The 16329-nt window shown below is 39.7% G+C and carries 17 protein-coding genes; 11 read left to right on the top strand and 6 right to left on the bottom strand.

The window, feature by feature from the left end:
• The first annotated feature begins 88 nt into the window (after positions 1–88).
• The 8 genes from M4Z11_RS00960 to tolB all read left to right on the top strand — a co-directional run bounded on the left by M4Z11_RS00960 (position 89) and on the right by tolB (position 6352).
• Entirely contained in the window at positions 89–247 is a 159-nt protein-coding gene (locus tag M4Z11_RS00960; RefSeq protein ID WP_409337873.1) for a hypothetical protein, read from the top strand.
• Positions 244–888, top strand: coding sequence for a Holliday junction branch migration protein RuvA (gene ruvA, locus M4Z11_RS00955; RefSeq protein ID WP_249674544.1), 645 nt, complete (start codon positions 244–246; stop codon positions 886–888). Before M4Z11_RS00960 ends, ruvA begins: the two co-directional genes overlap by 4 nt.
• Positions 888–1970 carry a Holliday junction branch migration DNA helicase RuvB gene (gene ruvB, locus M4Z11_RS00950; protein WP_249674541.1) on the top strand — a complete coding sequence of 361 codons (1083 nt, stop codon included), beginning with the start codon at positions 888–890 and terminating at the stop codon, positions 1968–1970. The genes ruvA and ruvB overlap by 1 nt, the downstream gene beginning before the upstream one ends.
• The gene (gene ybgC, locus M4Z11_RS00945) at positions 1963–2436 is read left to right on the top strand and encodes a tol-pal system-associated acyl-CoA thioesterase (RefSeq protein ID WP_249674539.1); all 474 of its coding nucleotides are present in this window, start codon (positions 1963–1965) and stop codon (positions 2434–2436) included. The genes ruvB and ybgC overlap by 8 nt, the downstream gene beginning before the upstream one ends.
• A gap of 147 nt (positions 2437–2583) precedes the next feature.
• On the top strand, positions 2584–3297 hold the full coding sequence (gene tolQ, locus M4Z11_RS00940; protein ID WP_249674536.1) for a protein TolQ: 714 nt from the start codon (positions 2584–2586) through the stop codon (positions 3295–3297).
• An 11-nt stretch (positions 3298–3308) separates the two neighbouring features.
• Positions 3309–3761, top strand: a complete 453-nt coding sequence (tolR, locus tag M4Z11_RS00935) for a protein TolR (protein WP_249674533.1) — start codon at positions 3309–3311, stop codon at positions 3759–3761.
• A 75-nt stretch (positions 3762–3836) separates the two neighbouring features.
• Positions 3837–4988, top strand: a complete 1152-nt coding sequence (gene tolA / locus M4Z11_RS00930; RefSeq protein WP_249674529.1) for a cell envelope integrity protein TolA — start codon at positions 3837–3839, stop codon at positions 4986–4988.
• A gap of 41 nt (positions 4989–5029) precedes the next feature.
• A complete protein-coding gene (tolB, locus tag M4Z11_RS00925; protein ID WP_249674526.1) occupies positions 5030–6352 on the top strand; it encodes a Tol-Pal system beta propeller repeat protein TolB in 1323 nt (440 codons plus the stop codon).
• 275 nt (positions 6353–6627) lie between these two features.
• Here the strand turns inward: tolB and M4Z11_RS00920 are convergent, their stop codons facing one another.
• From M4Z11_RS00920 to tkt, 4 genes are all read right to left on the bottom strand, one after another.
• Complete coding sequence (locus tag M4Z11_RS00920) at positions 6628–7659, bottom strand: class I fructose-bisphosphate aldolase (protein ID WP_249674522.1); 1032 nt, start codon at positions 7657–7659, stop codon at positions 6628–6630.
• A gap of 80 nt (positions 7660–7739) precedes the next feature.
• Positions 7740–8933, bottom strand: coding sequence for a phosphoglycerate kinase (locus M4Z11_RS00915; RefSeq protein ID WP_249674519.1), 1194 nt, complete (start codon positions 8931–8933; stop codon positions 7740–7742).
• A gap of 227 nt (positions 8934–9160) precedes the next feature.
• On the bottom strand, positions 9161–10168 hold the full coding sequence (gap, locus tag M4Z11_RS00910) for a type I glyceraldehyde-3-phosphate dehydrogenase (protein ID WP_249674516.1): 1008 nt from the start codon (positions 10166–10168) through the stop codon (positions 9161–9163).
• Positions 10165–12171: a transketolase gene (gene tkt / locus M4Z11_RS00905; protein ID WP_249674514.1), complete on the bottom strand. Its 2007-nt coding sequence runs from the start codon at positions 12169–12171 to the stop codon at positions 10165–10167. The genes gap and tkt overlap by 4 nt, the downstream gene beginning before the upstream one ends.
• A gap of 309 nt (positions 12172–12480) precedes the next feature.
• On the opposite strand from tkt, the gene M4Z11_RS00900 reads away from it, so the two are divergent.
• Both M4Z11_RS00900 and M4Z11_RS00895 read left to right on the top strand, forming a co-directional pair.
• On the top strand, positions 12481–12756 hold the full coding sequence (locus M4Z11_RS00900) for a DUF4164 domain-containing protein (RefSeq protein WP_249674512.1): 276 nt from the start codon (positions 12481–12483) through the stop codon (positions 12754–12756).
• A gap of 12 nt (positions 12757–12768) precedes the next feature.
• Positions 12769–13134: a cell division protein ZapA gene (locus tag M4Z11_RS00895; protein ID WP_249674510.1), complete on the top strand. Its 366-nt coding sequence runs from the start codon at positions 12769–12771 to the stop codon at positions 13132–13134.
• A 252-nt stretch (positions 13135–13386) separates the two neighbouring features.
• On the opposite strand, the gene M4Z11_RS00890 is transcribed toward M4Z11_RS00895, so the two are convergent.
• Positions 13387–13941: a DUF1036 domain-containing protein gene (locus M4Z11_RS00890; RefSeq protein WP_409337872.1), complete on the bottom strand. Its 555-nt coding sequence runs from the start codon at positions 13939–13941 to the stop codon at positions 13387–13389.
• A 306-nt stretch (positions 13942–14247) separates the two neighbouring features.
• On the opposite strand from M4Z11_RS00890, the gene M4Z11_RS00885 reads away from it, so the two are divergent.
• The gene (locus M4Z11_RS00885) at positions 14248–14505 is read left to right on the top strand and encodes a DUF2312 domain-containing protein (RefSeq protein ID WP_078680721.1); all 258 of its coding nucleotides are present in this window, start codon (positions 14248–14250) and stop codon (positions 14503–14505) included.
• Here the strand turns inward: M4Z11_RS00885 and M4Z11_RS00880 are convergent.
• Positions 14502–16325: an ABC-F family ATP-binding cassette domain-containing protein gene (locus M4Z11_RS00880; RefSeq protein WP_249674508.1), complete on the bottom strand. Its 1824-nt coding sequence runs from the start codon at positions 16323–16325 to the stop codon at positions 14502–14504. The two genes, M4Z11_RS00885 and M4Z11_RS00880, sit on opposite strands and share 4 nt — an antisense overlap.
• Positions 16326–16329: the final 4 nt, after the last annotated feature.

Raw genomic sequence — 16329 nt, 5'->3', positions numbered from 1 at the left:
ACAGCAGTGATGCAGCAGATGCTCTAGCCTTTGCAATTTGCCATAGCGCTCACCGTACGAGTTCCTCTTACCGTCTAAAGGCAAGCGCATGATTGGAAAACTCAAAGGCATTCTTGAACATGTTTTTAATCATTACATGATACGCGCTGAATTTGACAGCAGTGATGCAGCAGATGCTCTAGCCTTTGCAATTTGCCATAGCGCTCACCGTACGAGTTCCTCTTACCGTCTAAAGGCAAGCGCATGATTGGAAAACTCAAAGGCATTCTTGAACATGTTTTTGATGATCACATTATTCTCGATGTGCAGGGTGTTGGATATATTATTTTTATCCCTAACCGCCTTCATTCTTCTTTACCAGCCATAGGTGAAAGTCTTAGCTTATTCATCGAAACCCATGTACGTGAAGAAGCGATTCGTCTTTTTGGCTTTGCAACAAAGTCTGAACAAGAATGGTTTTGCCTTTTGCAGAATGTTCCAGGTGTTGGTGCAAAAGTTGCATTGGCAATTTTAGGATCCTTATCAGTTAGTGACCTCAGCCAAGCAATTACCCTCAACGATATTGCGATGATCAGTCGTGCTCCAGGTGTTGGCAAAAAAGTCAGCGAAAGAATTGTAAGCGAACTCAAAAGCAAAACTCTTCTTTCTAAAGAAGATAATAAGAATCCTGCTTTGTCCTCTTCTTTGAATTTTTCTTCAGAAAAGAAGCATCAACCAACTCACGATGCTCTTTTAGCTCTCATCAAGCTTGGTTTTGATCATGACAAAGCAGCCACTGCTTTGGCTTCAGCCCTTTCTGCCCTTAAAGGAGAAACGGTTTCCTCAGCACTCCTTGTTCGCCATAGTCTCAGGCTTCTTTCCTCACACAATCAAGGAAACAATGGATAATGCATAAAGATGATCCTCAGCGCCTTCTTGGAGCTATTCCCCTTCCTAACGATCCGGATCGTTCCTTAAGACCTCAAACCCTAGATGACTTTATTGGTCAAGAAGCTGCCCGTGCGAATTTAAAAATCTTTATTGAAGCAGCACGGACACGACATGAAGCCTTAGATCATGTCCTCTTTGTTGGACCTCCTGGTTTAGGAAAAACAACACTTTCGCAAATTATGGCAAAGGAATTAGGCGTTAATTTTCGTTCAACCTCAGGACCTGTCATTGCCAAAGCGGGTGATTTAGCTGCTCTTTTAACCAATCTGGAAGAGCGAGATGTTCTTTTTATTGATGAAATTCATCGTTTAAATCCGGCTATCGAAGAGATTCTGTATCCGGCCATGGAAGATTATCAACTTGATCTTATCATTGGTGAAGGTCCTGCGGCTCGTTCAGTCAAAATTGACTTAGCCAAATTCACCTTAGTTGCAGCGACAACGCGTTTAGGATTACTGACCACTCCTTTACGGGATCGTTTTGGCATTCCCATCCGGTTAAATTTTTATACCATAGAAGAATTAGAATACATTGTTCAGCGCAACGCCCGTCTTTTTTCAGTTCAAATCAATGATGATGGCGCTCATGAAATTGCGCGCCGTTCCCGTGGAACCCCCAGAATTGCAGGGCGTCTTTTACGACGTGTCTGTGATTTTGCTTTAGTTAAAAAGGCTGAGAAAATTGATCATACAATTGCTGATGAAGCTCTTTCACGTCTTGAAGTTGATCATCTTGGCCTTGATCCTTTAGACCGCCGTTATCTTATCCTCATTGCTCAAACTTTTTTAGGAGGACCCGTCGGTATTGAAACAATTGCTGCTGCTCTTTCAGAACCCCGTGATGCAATTGAAGATATTATTGAACCTTATTTGCTTCAACAAGGTTTTATTCAACGAACAGCGCGTGGGAGGATTTTAACAGAAAAAGCTTGGACACATTTAAAACTTTGTCCCCCTACAACGGCAGAGTCAATAAAAAAGGTTTCTTCATCGGCGGGGACTGATTCTCAGTCTTCTTTCTGGGAGCTAGAAAATGAATAAAACCACACCCTTTACTCAATCACCTTCTTCCTTTTCTCATGATCTTCAAGCACGCATTTATGTGGCTGATACTGATTTTTCTGGTGTTGTCTACCACGCACGTTATCTTGAATTTTTAGAAAGAGGACGTTCAGAATTTCTCCGTGATATGGGATTGAGCAACAATGAACTAATCTCGGATAGCCAAGGTGAGAAATTATTTTTCGTTGTCCGTCATATGGACATTACCTTTTCCAAACCAGCCACCCTTGATGATCTTTTAACCATCAAAACATCCTTGCAACATGTTCAAGGAGCACGCTTTTTCATGAACCAGATCATTTTGCGCGATGAAATTATCTTAATTAAAGCAAAAGTTGAAATTGCTCTCATTAATCAAGAAGCAAAACCGCGCCGTTTACCGAAGAATCTCTTCTCCTCTGCTCTTTTAAAAAGCGATATTGGATCAGAAGTGCTTAAAGGATAAAATGCTCTTAAAAGAGAATAATAAAGAAACCTTTGGGACATTTTGTAAAAAAACTCAACTTTGTTTTGTCAAATTTAGAAACTATAAAACAATATGCTGTAATGGACTGTAAAAGAATGAATCTTTCATTGAAGAGGTTAAAAGATCATGGCACAAATAGAATTTGCAAGTCCAGAAATGATAGGAATATTAAGCCTATTTATGCAAGCCAATTGGATTGTAAAGGCTGTTATGATTGGGTTGATTTTTGCTTCTATATGGAGCTGGGCTATTATTTTTGATAAGCTCATTTCTTATCGTCGAATACGGCGTAATATCCACCATTTTGAGCGAAATTTTTGGTCAGGACAATCTTTAGAAGATCTTTATGCCACCTATAATAGTCAACGAAGCAACAGTATATCAATTGTTTTCCTTGCCGCAATGGCGGAATGGAAAAAATCACTCTCAAAAGGATCGCCCACACCCTTAAACCTCCAATCTAGAATTGATAAAGCGATGGACTTAACCTTAGGGCGTGAAAGTGTAAAAATAGAATCACGATTAGGTTTTTTAGCAACTCTTGGATCTGCAGGGCCCTTTATTGGTTTATTTGGAACTGTTGTTGGAATTATGAATTCATTTCTTTCTATTTCTGCCTCTCAAAATACCTCGCTAGCGATCGTAGCTCCGGGCATTGCAGAAGCACTTTTAGCCACTGCGATTGGTTTATTTGCAGCCATTCCCGCTGTTATTGCTTACAACAAATTGACAAGTGAAAGTGCGCAGATTATAGCCAAAATAGAAAATTTTGCTGATGAATTTTCGACAATTTTGTCACGACGAATTGATGAAACAACATCCAGCAATTCATCCTTATAAAGAGGTGTGCTATGGGATTATCTGTTGCTTCTTCTGCTCACAAAAGTACGCGTAGACAACGCCGTTCGCGCACTCCTTTAATGAGCGAAATTAACGTCACACCTTTTGTAGATGTTATTTTAGTTTTGTTGATTATTTTTATGGTATCCGCTCCTCTTTTGGTCAATGGTGTTCCCCTTGATCTTCCCCATAGTCAAGCAGGACCAGTGCAAACAGACAGTACACCCTTAACCGTTTCACTTGATGCCCAAGGGCGTTTAGCCATCAATCAAAACTACTATGACACAAAAGAAGCTTTGATTGACCATCTCAAGGCCCTCTTAACCGAGGATCCTACGCAGAAGAACAAACGCATTTTTGTCCGTGCCGCCAAAACTGTTGAATATCAACAAGTTTTGCAACTTTTAGCGCATATTCAAAAAGCAGGTTTTTCGCAGGTTGCTTTAGCCAGTCTAGGACAATAAATTCTCCATAAACTGTTACAGCATATATCTCAAAACTCTCTGCAAGAGTAAAAAACAAAACAGCAAGGCATACAAATGGAAAAAGGCCCTCATCACAGCATGAAGAAAAGTTTGGCTTTATCATTTGCACTGCATTTCATTCTTTTCAGCTGGGGAATAATGCACTTCACTCCCTCTTCTTCTTTCATGCAACAGCCCTTAGAAATCGCTCCGATTACTTTATCTTCTCTTGATCAAGAGCTTGCTTTCCAAGAAGGATCATCAAATGCTCCCCCTCTTGAAGACTCTGCTCCCAAACCAACGACACAACCACAAGAAAAAGAAGATGCTCGTCATTTTGGTGAAGGAACGATGGATCTTCAAGCTCCCTTTCAGCCAAAAGAAAAATTGCAACATATGGATGTAACACCTTCTTCTTTTGGACAACAAGAGGCATCGGACATCCCTGAATCATCCCTGAAAACACAAAAATTTACAAAAACAGAAACAGAAGCCCTCCTCCACACAGAGTCAGAACTCACAAAAAATGAAATGAAAACACCGCCAAAAAAACCAGAATTAACAGACCAAACAGTTCCTCTGACAGCTTTAGAACAAATAGAACCCGAAGATCCTCTTCAGAAAACGCTAGAAGAACTTACTCAAGAAAAACCTAACGAATCGACACCAACAATGACGCTTCCAGACAAGATTCCTTTCCCATCTTTCAAACCAAAGGAAAAGCCAGTTAAATCTTCTAATTTTGAAAAGACACAAAAATCTCCTTCCAAAGGAGAACAAACGATTGAAGATATTTTGGCAATGGAAGAAACACATCTTATTAATCGTGCACGCACCCAAGGGGGTGGTGCAAAACGTTCCAACAAACCAGAAGCTCTAGGTGCGCGAAAAAATATTGGTGACTCCGCAAAAAAAGCGCAAACACTGGTTAATATCGTAGGAACCTGTATTCAACAAAAGCTCAAACTTGTTGCTATTGGAGGTAATTTGAGCAACCGCCCTGTTGTGCGTTTACAATTTCGTTTAAATAATAACGGAAATGTGATAGGTGAGCCAAAGATTGATCCTCTGAAAGGTGAAGAAAGTCAGCTTGCCATCATGACACAACAAGTTTATGCTGCTGTTTTTTCATGCCAACCCTATGAAAATCTTCCCCGTGATCAATATAATTTATGGGGGCAAGGTTTTGATTTTAATGTTGATCCTTTTCAAGAAACAGCACCATAAAACAACAGTTTTTTCTATATAAAAGAAAGGATGAATACCACATGACTGTGATAAAACGTACAATTTCTTCCTTGTTTTTTTTCATTGTATATTTATGGTTTTTCGGTTTTTCATCCTCATATGCACAACTGAAAGGAACGATTGCAAAAGCTGATTTTAACCCCATCCCTATTGCCGTTGCGGATTTTCTTTCTCACGATTCATTAGGCATAAAAATTGCTGCCGTCATTGCAGCAGATCTGGAAAGATCAGGACTTTTCTTTCCCTTACAGAAATCTTCTTTTCCTGAAATATCTCCTAATCCCGATAAACAACCAAACTTTTCTGATTGGAAAAAAATAAACGCTCAAGGGTTAGTCACAGGAAAAGTTTACAGAGAAACAGATGGACGGCTTAAAGTTGATTTCCGTTTATGGGATGTTGTAGGGAAGCGACAAATCAAAGGACAACGCTTTTATACAGCAACGGAACGCTGGCGCCGTGTTGCACATATGATTGCAGATGAAATCTATAGCAAAATGACAGGTGAAAAAGGCTATTTTGATACCCGCATTGTATTTATTGATGAAACAGGACCACATAATGCGCGTATCAAACGTTTAGCGATTATGGATCAAGATGGAGCAAATTTAATCTATCTTTCTGATGGTAATGAACTTGTCCTTACGCCACGCTTTTCTCCTACGCGACAAGAAATCACTTATATGGCTTATGATAAAAACAAAACACCTCATGTTTACCTTCATCAAATGGAAGTAGGACAAAGAGAATTGATCGGAACCTTCGATAACATGACCATTGCCCCCCGCTTTTCTCCTAATGGACAAAAGGTTATTATGAGTTTGTTACAAAACGATGGAAGTGCCAATTTATATACGATGGATTTACGCACACGGCAAATGACCCGTTTAACCGCAACCAAGGCTATTGATACGTCAGCCTCTTATTCACCAGATGGCACTAAAATTGTTTTTTCCTCTGATCGTAGTGGAAAACCACAAATTTATACAATGAACGTAGATGGCAGTGATCTCCAACGTATTTCTTCTAATGAAGGAAGCTATTCTACTCCTATTTGGTCTCCGCGCGGGGATTATATCGCGTTCACAAAACAATTTCAGGGTCAATTTTCCATTGGTGTGATGCATCCTGATGGAAAAGGCGAGCGAATTTTAACAACAGGTTTCCATAATGAAGGTCCTACATGGGCACCCAATGGCCGAGTACTGATGTTCTTTCGTCAAAATCCAGGAGAAGGGTCAAAAATTTACACAATTGATATTACCGGACGCAATGAACGTCTCTTGCGCACCCCAAATGATGCCTCTGATCCGGCATGGTCTCCTCTCCTCAATACACAATAAAAAAGGATAAAGATACTCTTCTCTTTTAAACTCGCAAGATTCTTCTTATGGTCTGCAGCCTTCTCTTCATACTCAACAGGCTATATTAAGGTTGTTTCGGTCAAACAAATTCTCCCAATCAATACTGTCCAGATTACGAAGAACATTATTTGCTGAAGTATAAATCTCTTGAGAAAAAGAAAAAAGCTTTATGCATCTAAGGATCCCTGTCTATCATTTCCATCATAACAGACAGGAGTCGAAGAAAATGTACAATCTGTTTTTTTATTTTTGATTTATACACAAGACTGTTCTTGTTCTTTTGTCCACTGTCCTAAAGCCGCCAAATGGTTCATTCGCGCGCGATGATAAAAAGCTTTTTGTGCCGCAGCACTCTGTTCAGCTTTTCCACCCCATGCTTTCAAAGCTGCAGCTTGTAATGCACGTCCATAAGAAAAAGTCAATTTCCAAGGTAAGAAACCTAAACTATTCATGGCAGACAAATGCGCTGTTGCTTCTTCATCGGATTGCCCTCCAGAAAGAAAAGCAATCCCTGGAACAGCAGCAGGAACAGTCTGTTTAAGAACACAAACTGTCTTTTCAGCTACTTCATCAACAGAAGCCTTGCGTGCGTCTTTGCCATCAATAACCATATTAGGTTTTAAAATCATGCCTTCCAAAATAACACGTGCTTGAAATAATTCTTCAAAGACTCTTTTTAAAACTGTTTGTGTTACTTCAAAACAGCGAGCAATTGAATGCTGACGCGACTGACCATCCATCAAAACTTCAGGCTCCACAATTGGTACGAGACCAACTTCCTGACATAAAGCAGCATAGCGCGCCAAAGCTTGAGCATTTTGATTGATTGCACCTTTTGTTGGTAAAGAGTGTGCATCAATTGCAATTACCGCACGCCACTTAGCAAAACGCGCACCCAAAGCATAATAATCCTTCAACCGCTCACGTAAACCATCCAATCCTTCTGTAATTGTCTCCTGAGGAAAAGCAGATAAAGGCTTAGCACCTGTATCAACTTTAATGCCTGGCACAGCACCAGTATTACGAATGAGATCTGTTAACATTTGCCCTGTTGATGCTTTTTGACGAATAGTTTCATCAAATAAAATCACACCAGAAATAGCCATTTCCATTGCTTCTTTTGCTGAAAACAACATTTCACGATAAGCCCGACGATTATCTTCGGTAGATTCTACACCAATGGTTTCGAACCGTTTTCCAATCGTTGCTGTACTTTCATCGGCTGCTAAAATGCCTTTTCCCGGACGAACTAGAGATACTGCAATATCTTCAAGACGCTCACTCATATAAAGCTCCTCTTTTTTCTACGCTCTAAAATCAATGACTGACTAGCACATTTGCCAAAGTCATTGGATGCTTTTTCCCTTCACACATGATGAAGAGCAAGAATCCCAGGAAGACCTTTCCCTTCCATCCATTCTAAAAACGCCCCACCTGCCGTTGAAAGATAGGTAAAATCATTGGCAACACCTGCATGATTCAACGCAAAAACTGTATCTCCGCCTCCAGCAATGGAGACCAATTGTCCCTGCTGACTGCGTTTTGCGACATACCGTGCTACCGCCACCGTTCCCTGATCAAAGGGAGACATTTCAAAAACGCCAAGCGGACCATTCCAGACAAGAGTTTTTGCCTTATCAATTGCTGCTTGAATATGCGCAAGAGAACGAGGACCAATATCCAAAATTATTCCTTCCTCAGGAATTTCCTCGAGAGCATAACACCGATGCGGTGTTTCTTTTTCAAAATGAAATCCAACAATGACATCCAAAGGTAAAAGGAGTGTACAGTGATTCTTCTGTGCTTTTTCAATGATTTCTTTTATTGTTGCCATCAGCGTTTTTTCGCACAATGATTTACCAACAGAAACACCTTGTGCTGCTAGAAAACTATTGGCCATACCACCGCCAATCACCAAATAATCAACCTTTTCAACCAAATGATTAAGAACAAAAAGCTTACTAGAAACCTTAGCCCCTCCAACAACTGCTATTACTGGATGCGTTGGACAATCAAGCCCCTTCTCTAAGGCTTGCAATTCTTTCTGTAATGCCCTCCCTGCGTAAGAAGGTAACAAATGTGTAATCCCTTCTATTGAAGCATGAGCACGATGAGAAACAGAAAAAGCGTCATTCACATAAAGGTCCCCATTGTGCGCTAAAGCTTTAGCAAAAGAATGATCATTTTTTTCTTCTCCCGGATAAAACCGCACATTTTCTAGCAAAAGAATTTGCCCCTCCTGTACTGTATTCACTGCTCTCTGAGCGACATCCCCTATACAATCACTTGCAAACAAAACCGGTTGCTCTATGATTTTTTCGAGGGCCTCAATGACAGGACGCACTGTAAATTCTGGAACAAATTGTCCTTTGGGACGACCACAATGAGACAGGATAATAACCTTAGCCCCACGCTTTTGAAGTTCGACAATTGTGTCTTTATTGCGTTCAATCCGTGTTGCATCGCACACTTTCCCCTTCAATATTGGAACATTAAAATCCACCCGCACTAATACGCGTTTTCCTGTTACATCAACATCATCGAGTGTCTGAAATTTCATCCCTATTTTCTCTTCTTCTTTATCCTTGAAAACACTCTTCTTCCCTACGACGGACACTTTTAGCTCACTGTCATCAGTCCTTTATATTTTCAAAACCTTCATAGCGCTTTTTCACTATTTTTCTTGCTTTAAAATATTTTTTGATGCTTTTAAAAAACATCAGATTTCTTTTTTCTAAAACACCCTCTTTATTTTATGGGACATAAAAAGGATCAAAAATCCTGCTTTTACAATGTCTTGGCAAAAGCTACAGCAGTATCACTCATCCGATTTGAAAACCCCCACTCATTGTCGTACCAAACCAAAATGCGACACAATTTCCCATCAATCACTTTGGTTTGATCATTCTGAAAAATTGCTGAATGTGGATCATGATTAAAGTCACTGCTGACAAGTTTTTCTTCTGTATAATCCAAAATCCCTTTTAGATACCCTTTAGCAGCCGCACGAATGGCCGTATTAATTTCTTCAACAGTCGTGGAACGCTTAGCAGTAAACGTCAAATCCACAACAGAAACATTCGGTGTTGGAACCCGAATCGACACTCCATCTAACAAACCATTTAATTCTGGCAAAACCAGTCCCACTGCTTTAGCAGCTCCTGTTGATGTGGGAATCATAGAAAGAGCTGCTGCACGCGCACGATAAAGATCCTTATGCATTGTATCTAAAACAGGTTGATCCCCGGTATAGGAATGAATCGTTGTCATAAACCCTTTTTCGATTCCAATTGCTTTATGAAGTACTTGTGCAACGGGAGCTAAGCAGTTCGTTGTACAAGAAGCATTAGAAACAACACGGTGCTCTTTGCTCAACGCCTGATGATTGACTCCGTATACCACGGTTAAATCAGCCCCTTCAGAAGGGGCAGAAACCAAAACACGCTTTGCTCCTGCTTCTAAATGAAGACATGCCTTATCACGCGCTGTAAAAAGCCCTGTACATTCGAGAACGATATCAATATCTAAAGACTTCCACGGTAATTGTGTCGGATCACGTTCAGCGATAACTTTAATCGCACCACACCCAACATCTAAACTATCCCCCACAACCTTAACAGGAGCAGGAAAACGCCCATGAACTGAATCGTAGCGCAATAAGTGAGCATTTGCTTCCACTGATCCTAAATCATTAAGTGCTACAATCTGAATATCTTGGCGTTTTTTTTCAACGATGGCTCGTAAAATATTACGTCCAATCCGTCCAAATCCATTAATTGCAACGCGAACACTCATATCATTACTTCCTTATTAATCTTTTCAAGCTTTTCTTTAACAATCGCCACAACAGCTTCATAGGTAATACCGAAATGACTATAGAGGGCATCACTTGGTCCACTTACTCCAAATCCCTTCATTCCAATAAATACTCCGTCACAACCAATAAAGCGCTCCCACCCTTGCTGAACAGCTGCTTCAACGGCAATTTTAATTGGAGCCTCACCAATTAACGCTTTTTGATATGCGGCAGATTGTTGTGCAAATAATTCAAAACAAGGGACAGAAACCACCCGTGTTGGAATCCCACTTTCTTCTAAAACAGAGTGTGCTTTGACAACAACATGCACCTCTGAACCAGAAGCAAATAGTGTAACTTGAGCATCATCACTGGCTGTTAATAATTCATATGCCCCAAACATACAGAGATTTTCTTTTATATATTCTTGACGTACAAGAGGTAAATTTTGCCGACTTAAAGCCAAAGTAGAAGGTGTCTTTTTTGCCTTTAAAGCTAATTGCCAACATTCGAGTGTTTCAACAGCATCTGCTGGCCGGAAAACAAAATGATTCGGAAGCGCACGTAATGTTGCTAAATGCTCTACCGGCTGATGGGTAGGACCATCCTCACCCAACCCAATTGAATCATGGGTCATTACATAAATAACCCGCACCCCCATAAGAGATGACAGACGCATCGCAGGACGCATATAGTCTGAAAAACATAAAAAGGTTCCACCATAAGGAATGAACCCACCATAAAGCGCAAGACCATTCATCATCGCACTCATAGCATGTTCACGAATTCCATAATGGAGGTAGCGGCCCGAAAAATCATCTGCAGAGATAGCCTTCATCTGACTTGTTTTTGTATTATTAGATCCCGTGAGATCAGCAGAACCGCCAATTGTTTCCTCAACAACCTCATTGATAACTTCCAACGCCATTTCAGAGGCTTTACGGGTTGCAACAGCAGGGCGATCAACAACCAATTTTTGTTTATAATCATCAACAACATTCTCAAAATTTCCGATTAGATCCCCCCGCATCAATCGATCAAACTCAGCCCGCTCTGCAACAGATAAAGCAAGCAATTTCTCTTCCCATTTTTTTCGTTTTTTTGCAGCATTCAAACCAGCCAAACGCCAACTATCAAGAATATCAGCCGGAACGACGAATGGTTCTTCTTCCCACTGCAAAGCTTTACGGGTTGCATCAATTTCTTTTGCCCCCAAAGGAGATCCATGAACCTTATTCGTTCCTCCTTTATTAGGAGCTCCAAAACCAATCGTTGTTTTACAGGCAATTAATGTTGGTTTATCAGAAACTTGTGCAGCCTCAATAGCTCGCATTAAAGCAGTTTGGTTATGCCCATTCACTTTGATAGTATTCCAGCCAGATGCTTTAAAACGTGCTATTTGATCTGTACTATCAGTTAATGAAATAGCCCCATCGATCGAAATATCGTTATCATCCCAAAACACAATCAGCTTATTGAGTTTTAAATGTCCTGCTAAGCTTATCGCCTCTTGAGAAATCCCTTCCATCAAACACCCATCTCCTACGAGAGCGTAAGTATAATGGCAAATCAACTCCCCAAAACGAGCATTAAGTAAGCGTTCTCCCAGTGCCATTCCCACAGCATTAGCAAGCCCTTGACCAAGAGGACCAGTCGTTGTTTCAACCCCAGCGACATGCCCATATTCTGGATGACCAGCGAGTTTAGATCCTATTTGGCGAAAATTGCGCAAATCATCACAAGAGATATCCTCATAACCAGAAAGATACAATAAAGCATACAGCAACATTGAACCATGCCCTGCTGATAAGACAAAGCGATCACGATTAGGCCAACGCGGATTTTTGGGATCATAGGCTAAAAATTTTGTGTAAAGAACAGTAACAATATCCGCAGCTCCCATTGGTAAACCCGGATGACCAGAATTGGCTGCTTCAATTGCATCAATAGCAAGAAAACGAATAGCATGAGCCATCTGATTTTGTTTTTCGTTATTTGTCATAAATGATAGACCACTTTTTTTAAAAATTTACTCTTATTTTAATCATTCTTTATGCCGTTCTTATGCTATTAATTATTAAAATACGCGTACACTCCACACATATACCTCATATAAACCAAAATATCATCTTTCTCTATAACCCTTATGCACACCACACTTCTGCCTATAATGTCAAATAATCCAGCTTTTAATTCACATCAATCTTCTGCTTTGCTTGCTAAAACAGCCTATATCTTTAAAAATGAAGAAGGTACAAAAAATATAAGTGATTCGTTTTTGCATAAATGACTGTTAAGGAATACACTCATTATGAACCAAGAGACTGTTATTTTACCACAAGCTCTAGAACAATTGGAAAAAGCACTCAGAAATTTAGAAGTCGCTGTTATCAATCACAGTACTATTATTGACAAAAATAACGAATGGGAAGAGGAAATTCAACGAATGAATGCTGATCGTAGTCGTCTTGCTCAAGAACTTGATAAAGCCGAAGCACAAACAGAACGGTTGATCCTAGTCAATAAAGATATTTCCAAACGACTGATTAAAGTTATGGAAACAATTCGTATTGTAGTTGATCGATAAAGGTGTAAACAAATGGAAACCGTTTCTGTCACAATTGATGGCAAAATTTATCGTATGGCCTGTGATGCAGGGCAAGAAGAGTACCTCACTCAGCTCGCTGCTAAATTGGACCAATATATTGTACATCTTAAAAAAAACTTTGGTGAAATTGGTGATCAGCGTCTCTCCCTTATGGCTGGTATTATGATCATGGATGAAATGGAAGAAATAAAACGAGAAAATAAAAAATTACAAGAAAGTTATAAAGCTCTTCTCCAAAAAAATGAAACAAGAGACCGCATGATGGATAAAATTGTCATAGAAACAACGAAAAGAATTGAAAAGATCACCCATCAATTGCTCAAAGAAAATAAAGATAAGACTTCTCTACAGGAATAAAGATAAATACAAGCTTGTCCTGATCCTTAAAGAACTGCGCCAGCACATAAACAAGGAACCCAGTGAAAACAAGGCAGATCCAGTGAACCTCCTCTCGACCAAAAGAAAAGTCTTTGCTTCCTTCAACACTTTCTTACATTAAGAATTAAGCTTTTTATCCCAGCTTTAAAAAATTTATCACTCATTAAGATTAAAAGTGCTCAAAATATCATCAAGAAGAAAAACGATTTCCACTTTATGCAATAATATATTTTACGATGACGATTTTGAAGGCACAAATATAGGAGCAGGATCAGAGTTAGGTAGAGAAAGAGGCTTAGCAGAAGGTGCTAATATGGGTGTAGATGTAACCTTAGATATAGAGGCGGATTTGGGTGCAGTTGAATCGTGCAATACAGGTTCATCGGTTAACTGCACCATCCAATTGGTTTGATCACCGGTATCAATTTCTTCAAACTCAACTCTTTGAAACCCTCTTACAAAACAATTATGAATTCCTTCAATCGTAAATTGACTATCTTGCACACACATCATAACTTTCCCTATCCTACCCCCTTTTTTTCGAGTGTTTTCGACATATAAATAATAAAATCGTGATTCAAGGGGACCATCGATTAAAGTTTTACACTCTGTTGTTGGAACAATCCACCACCCTTCACTCACCCAATTTGAAACCGTACGATAGCCAATAGCAATACCAACAGACTCTTGCGTTGTATTGCAAACTCGAAAATCAGCTTTTGCATACTCAAAAGCAGAGAACAAAAAAAGAATATTTAAGAATAAAATTCTAAGCTCTTTTAGCACAGCTCTTGCTCCTTGTAGTCATTTTAAAATTCAGAAGTTCAATTTCACAAGGTAAATATTTAAAATAAAATATCCATTTTTTCTCTTTTTTCACAATTATAGCGCCCTATATATCCTTTTCCATCTTTTTTCCACTTCCTGACATCTTTTCGTCAACGTAGACAGCTCGTTTATACAAAAAAATTAAAGTCAATGTGTAAAAAAAAAACGTAGAGCTTGACTCTCTCCCCCTTCTTAAGGCATCTCCAATAATGGTTTATTATCAAAAGTCCAACAAACAATATATTCATATTCGGAGAGAATGCGATGAGCGATGTGCTTGATACCACACAAGCTATATCCGTCAATCAACTGCGTAGTTTTATCGAACGGATTGAACGGTTAGAAGAAGAAAAAAAAACAATTTCTGATGACATCAAAGATGTGTATACGGAGCTTAAAGGATCTGGTTTCGATAGTAAAGCAGTCCGGAGCATCATAAGACTCCGCAAAAAAGAAGATCATGAACGCATTGAAGAAGAAGCAATAATCCAGCTTTATAAAAACGCCTTGGGAATGACTTAATCGGTGATACGCTTTTGTTCTATTTCTTCACGTAAAAGTTCAAGTTCTAGCCATTCTTCTTCTTTTTGCGCACAGAGTTTTTTCTTCTCTTCCAGTGCTATGGTTAAATCTTCAAAACGATTTTTATTATAACAATAAAGTGCTGGATCAGTGAGAGAATCTTCAATTTTCTTGATTTCATTTTGCAAAGCAGCAATCTGTTCTGGTAATTTTTCCAAAGCATATGTTTGCTTATAGGATAATTTACGTGGTGCTGTTTTTGTACGCAATGATGCTTGTTTTTTCTGTCCTAAAGTTGTTAGTTTTTGGGTCTCTTTACGCAAAGAAAGCGCAGCTTTTTTTATTTGCACCTCCATATCACTATACCCCCCAGCGTATAAAACCCAGTGACCATCTCCCTGAGGGGCCAATATATGAGATACAGTTCGATCTAAAAAATCTCTATCGTGACTTACTAACAAAACTGTTCCAGGAAAATCAGCAATAAATTCTTGCAAAAGATCAAGGGTTTCCATATCAAGATCATTGGTGGGTTCATCTAAAATTAAAAAATTTGCAGGCTGGGATAAAAGACGTGCCAACATTAAACGGGCTCTTTCACCGCCTGATAATTCCTTCAACGGTGTGCGTGCTTGTTCTGGTAAAAACAAAAAATCTTTCATATAAGAAACAACATGTTTCTCTTGCCCATTAATCAAAAGAGTATCCCCTCTGCCTCCCGTTAAATACTGCGCTAACGTTTCTTCTTCATTGACAGTACGCTGTTGATCAAGCAGAGCTATCGATAAATTATATCCCCGCTTTATGATTCCATGATCTGCAACCTCCTGCCCTATCAAAACAGAAAGCAATGTTGTTTTTCCAACACCATTTCGACCAACTAAGCCTACCCTATCCCCTCGTTGCAGGCGCCATGAAAAATCCTTAACGAGGATACGATCACCATAAGACTTTGAAATCTTCCTAGCTTCCAACACAAGTTGCCCAGATTCTTGATTTTTAGATGCCTCAAACGATGCATTTCCTAGAGGCCCTTTATAATTCTGAGAACGCTGACGCAATTCCTTTAACGCTCCCAACCGCCGCACATTGCGCTTGCGTCGTGCAGTAACTCCATAACGCAACCATTGTTCTTCTCGTTCAATCTGACGATTCAATTTATGCTGATCACGTGCTTCCTCCTCGAGCACTTTATCACGCCACTTTTCAAATTCAGAAAAAGGCTTTTCAACCCTTTTAGCAGTGCCTCTATCAATCCAAACTGTTGAGCGCGTCACCGTTTCCAAAAACCTCCGATCATGCGAAATAACTACAATCGCTGACCGTAAAGAACATAACATACCCTCCAGCCACTCAATCGTTGGTAAATCAAGATGATTGGTCGGTTCATCCAACAATAAAATATCTGGTTGCACTGCAATTGCTTGTAATAACGAGAGACGGCGTTTTTCTCCTCCAGAAAGCGTTTCTCCCTTTTCTGTACCCGAAAAACCAAAATTTCCCAAAAGAGTTTTCACCCATTGTCTATCGTGGGTATCATTTAAACCAGCTTGTATATAAGCATTAACATCATCAAATCCTGAAAAATCAGGATTTTGCGACACATAATGTAGTGTCGCCAGAGGGTGGCGAAAAACTTCGCCTCCACTCGGTTCTAATAATCCAGCAGCAATTTTTAAAAGTGTCGATTTTCCACACCCATTCCGGCCCACAAGAGCTATACGCTCACCTTGACCAACTGATAAACTCACCTGATTGAGTAAAGGATGTCCTCCAAAGGTTAAGAAAATACGATCAAGCCGCAGAAGTGGGATAGCCATTCAA

This window comes from Bartonella bilalgolemi (assembly GCF_023500045.1).
Lineage (GTDB): Bacteria > Pseudomonadota > Alphaproteobacteria > Rhizobiales > Rhizobiaceae > Bartonella > Bartonella bilalgolemii.
The sequence above is the reverse complement of the archived record's forward strand: the minus strand, read 5'-3'. Positions and strand labels throughout refer to the sequence as shown.

Coding starts and splice junctions, on each gene's coding strand:
- M4Z11_RS00960 (WP_409337873.1), top strand. CDS start 89: ATGATTGGAAAACTCAAAGGCATTCTTGAACATGTTTTTAATCATTAC.
- ruvA (WP_249674544.1), top strand. CDS start 244: ATGATTGGAAAACTCAAAGGCATTCTTGAACATGTTTTTGATGATCAC.
- ruvB (WP_249674541.1), top strand. CDS start 888: ATGCATAAAGATGATCCTCAGCGCCTTCTTGGAGCTATTCCCCTTCCT.
- ybgC (WP_249674539.1), top strand. CDS start 1,963: ATGAATAAAACCACACCCTTTACTCAATCACCTTCTTCCTTTTCTCAT.
- tolQ (WP_249674536.1), top strand. CDS start 2,584: ATGGCACAAATAGAATTTGCAAGTCCAGAAATGATAGGAATATTAAGC.
- tolR (WP_249674533.1), top strand. CDS start 3,309: ATGGGATTATCTGTTGCTTCTTCTGCTCACAAAAGTACGCGTAGACAA.
- tolA (WP_249674529.1), top strand. CDS start 3,837: ATGGAAAAAGGCCCTCATCACAGCATGAAGAAAAGTTTGGCTTTATCA.
- tolB (WP_249674526.1), top strand. CDS start 5,030: ATGACTGTGATAAAACGTACAATTTCTTCCTTGTTTTTTTTCATTGTA.
- M4Z11_RS00920 (WP_249674522.1), bottom strand. CDS start 7,659: ATGAGTGAGCGTCTTGAAGATATTGCAGTATCTCTAGTTCGTCCGGGA.
- M4Z11_RS00915 (WP_249674519.1), bottom strand. CDS start 8,933: ATGAAATTTCAGACACTCGATGATGTTGATGTAACAGGAAAACGCGTA.
- gap (WP_249674516.1), bottom strand. CDS start 10,168: ATGAGTGTTCGCGTTGCAATTAATGGATTTGGACGGATTGGACGTAAT.
- tkt (WP_249674514.1), bottom strand. CDS start 12,171: ATGACAAATAACGAAAAACAAAATCAGATGGCTCATGCTATTCGTTTT.
- M4Z11_RS00900 (WP_249674512.1), top strand. CDS start 12,481: ATGAACCAAGAGACTGTTATTTTACCACAAGCTCTAGAACAATTGGAA.
- M4Z11_RS00895 (WP_249674510.1), top strand. CDS start 12,769: ATGGAAACCGTTTCTGTCACAATTGATGGCAAAATTTATCGTATGGCC.
- M4Z11_RS00885 (WP_078680721.1), top strand. CDS start 14,248: ATGAGCGATGTGCTTGATACCACACAAGCTATATCCGTCAATCAACTG.
- M4Z11_RS00880 (WP_249674508.1), bottom strand. CDS start 16,325: ATGGCTATCCCACTTCTGCGGCTTGATCGTATTTTCTTAACCTTTGGA.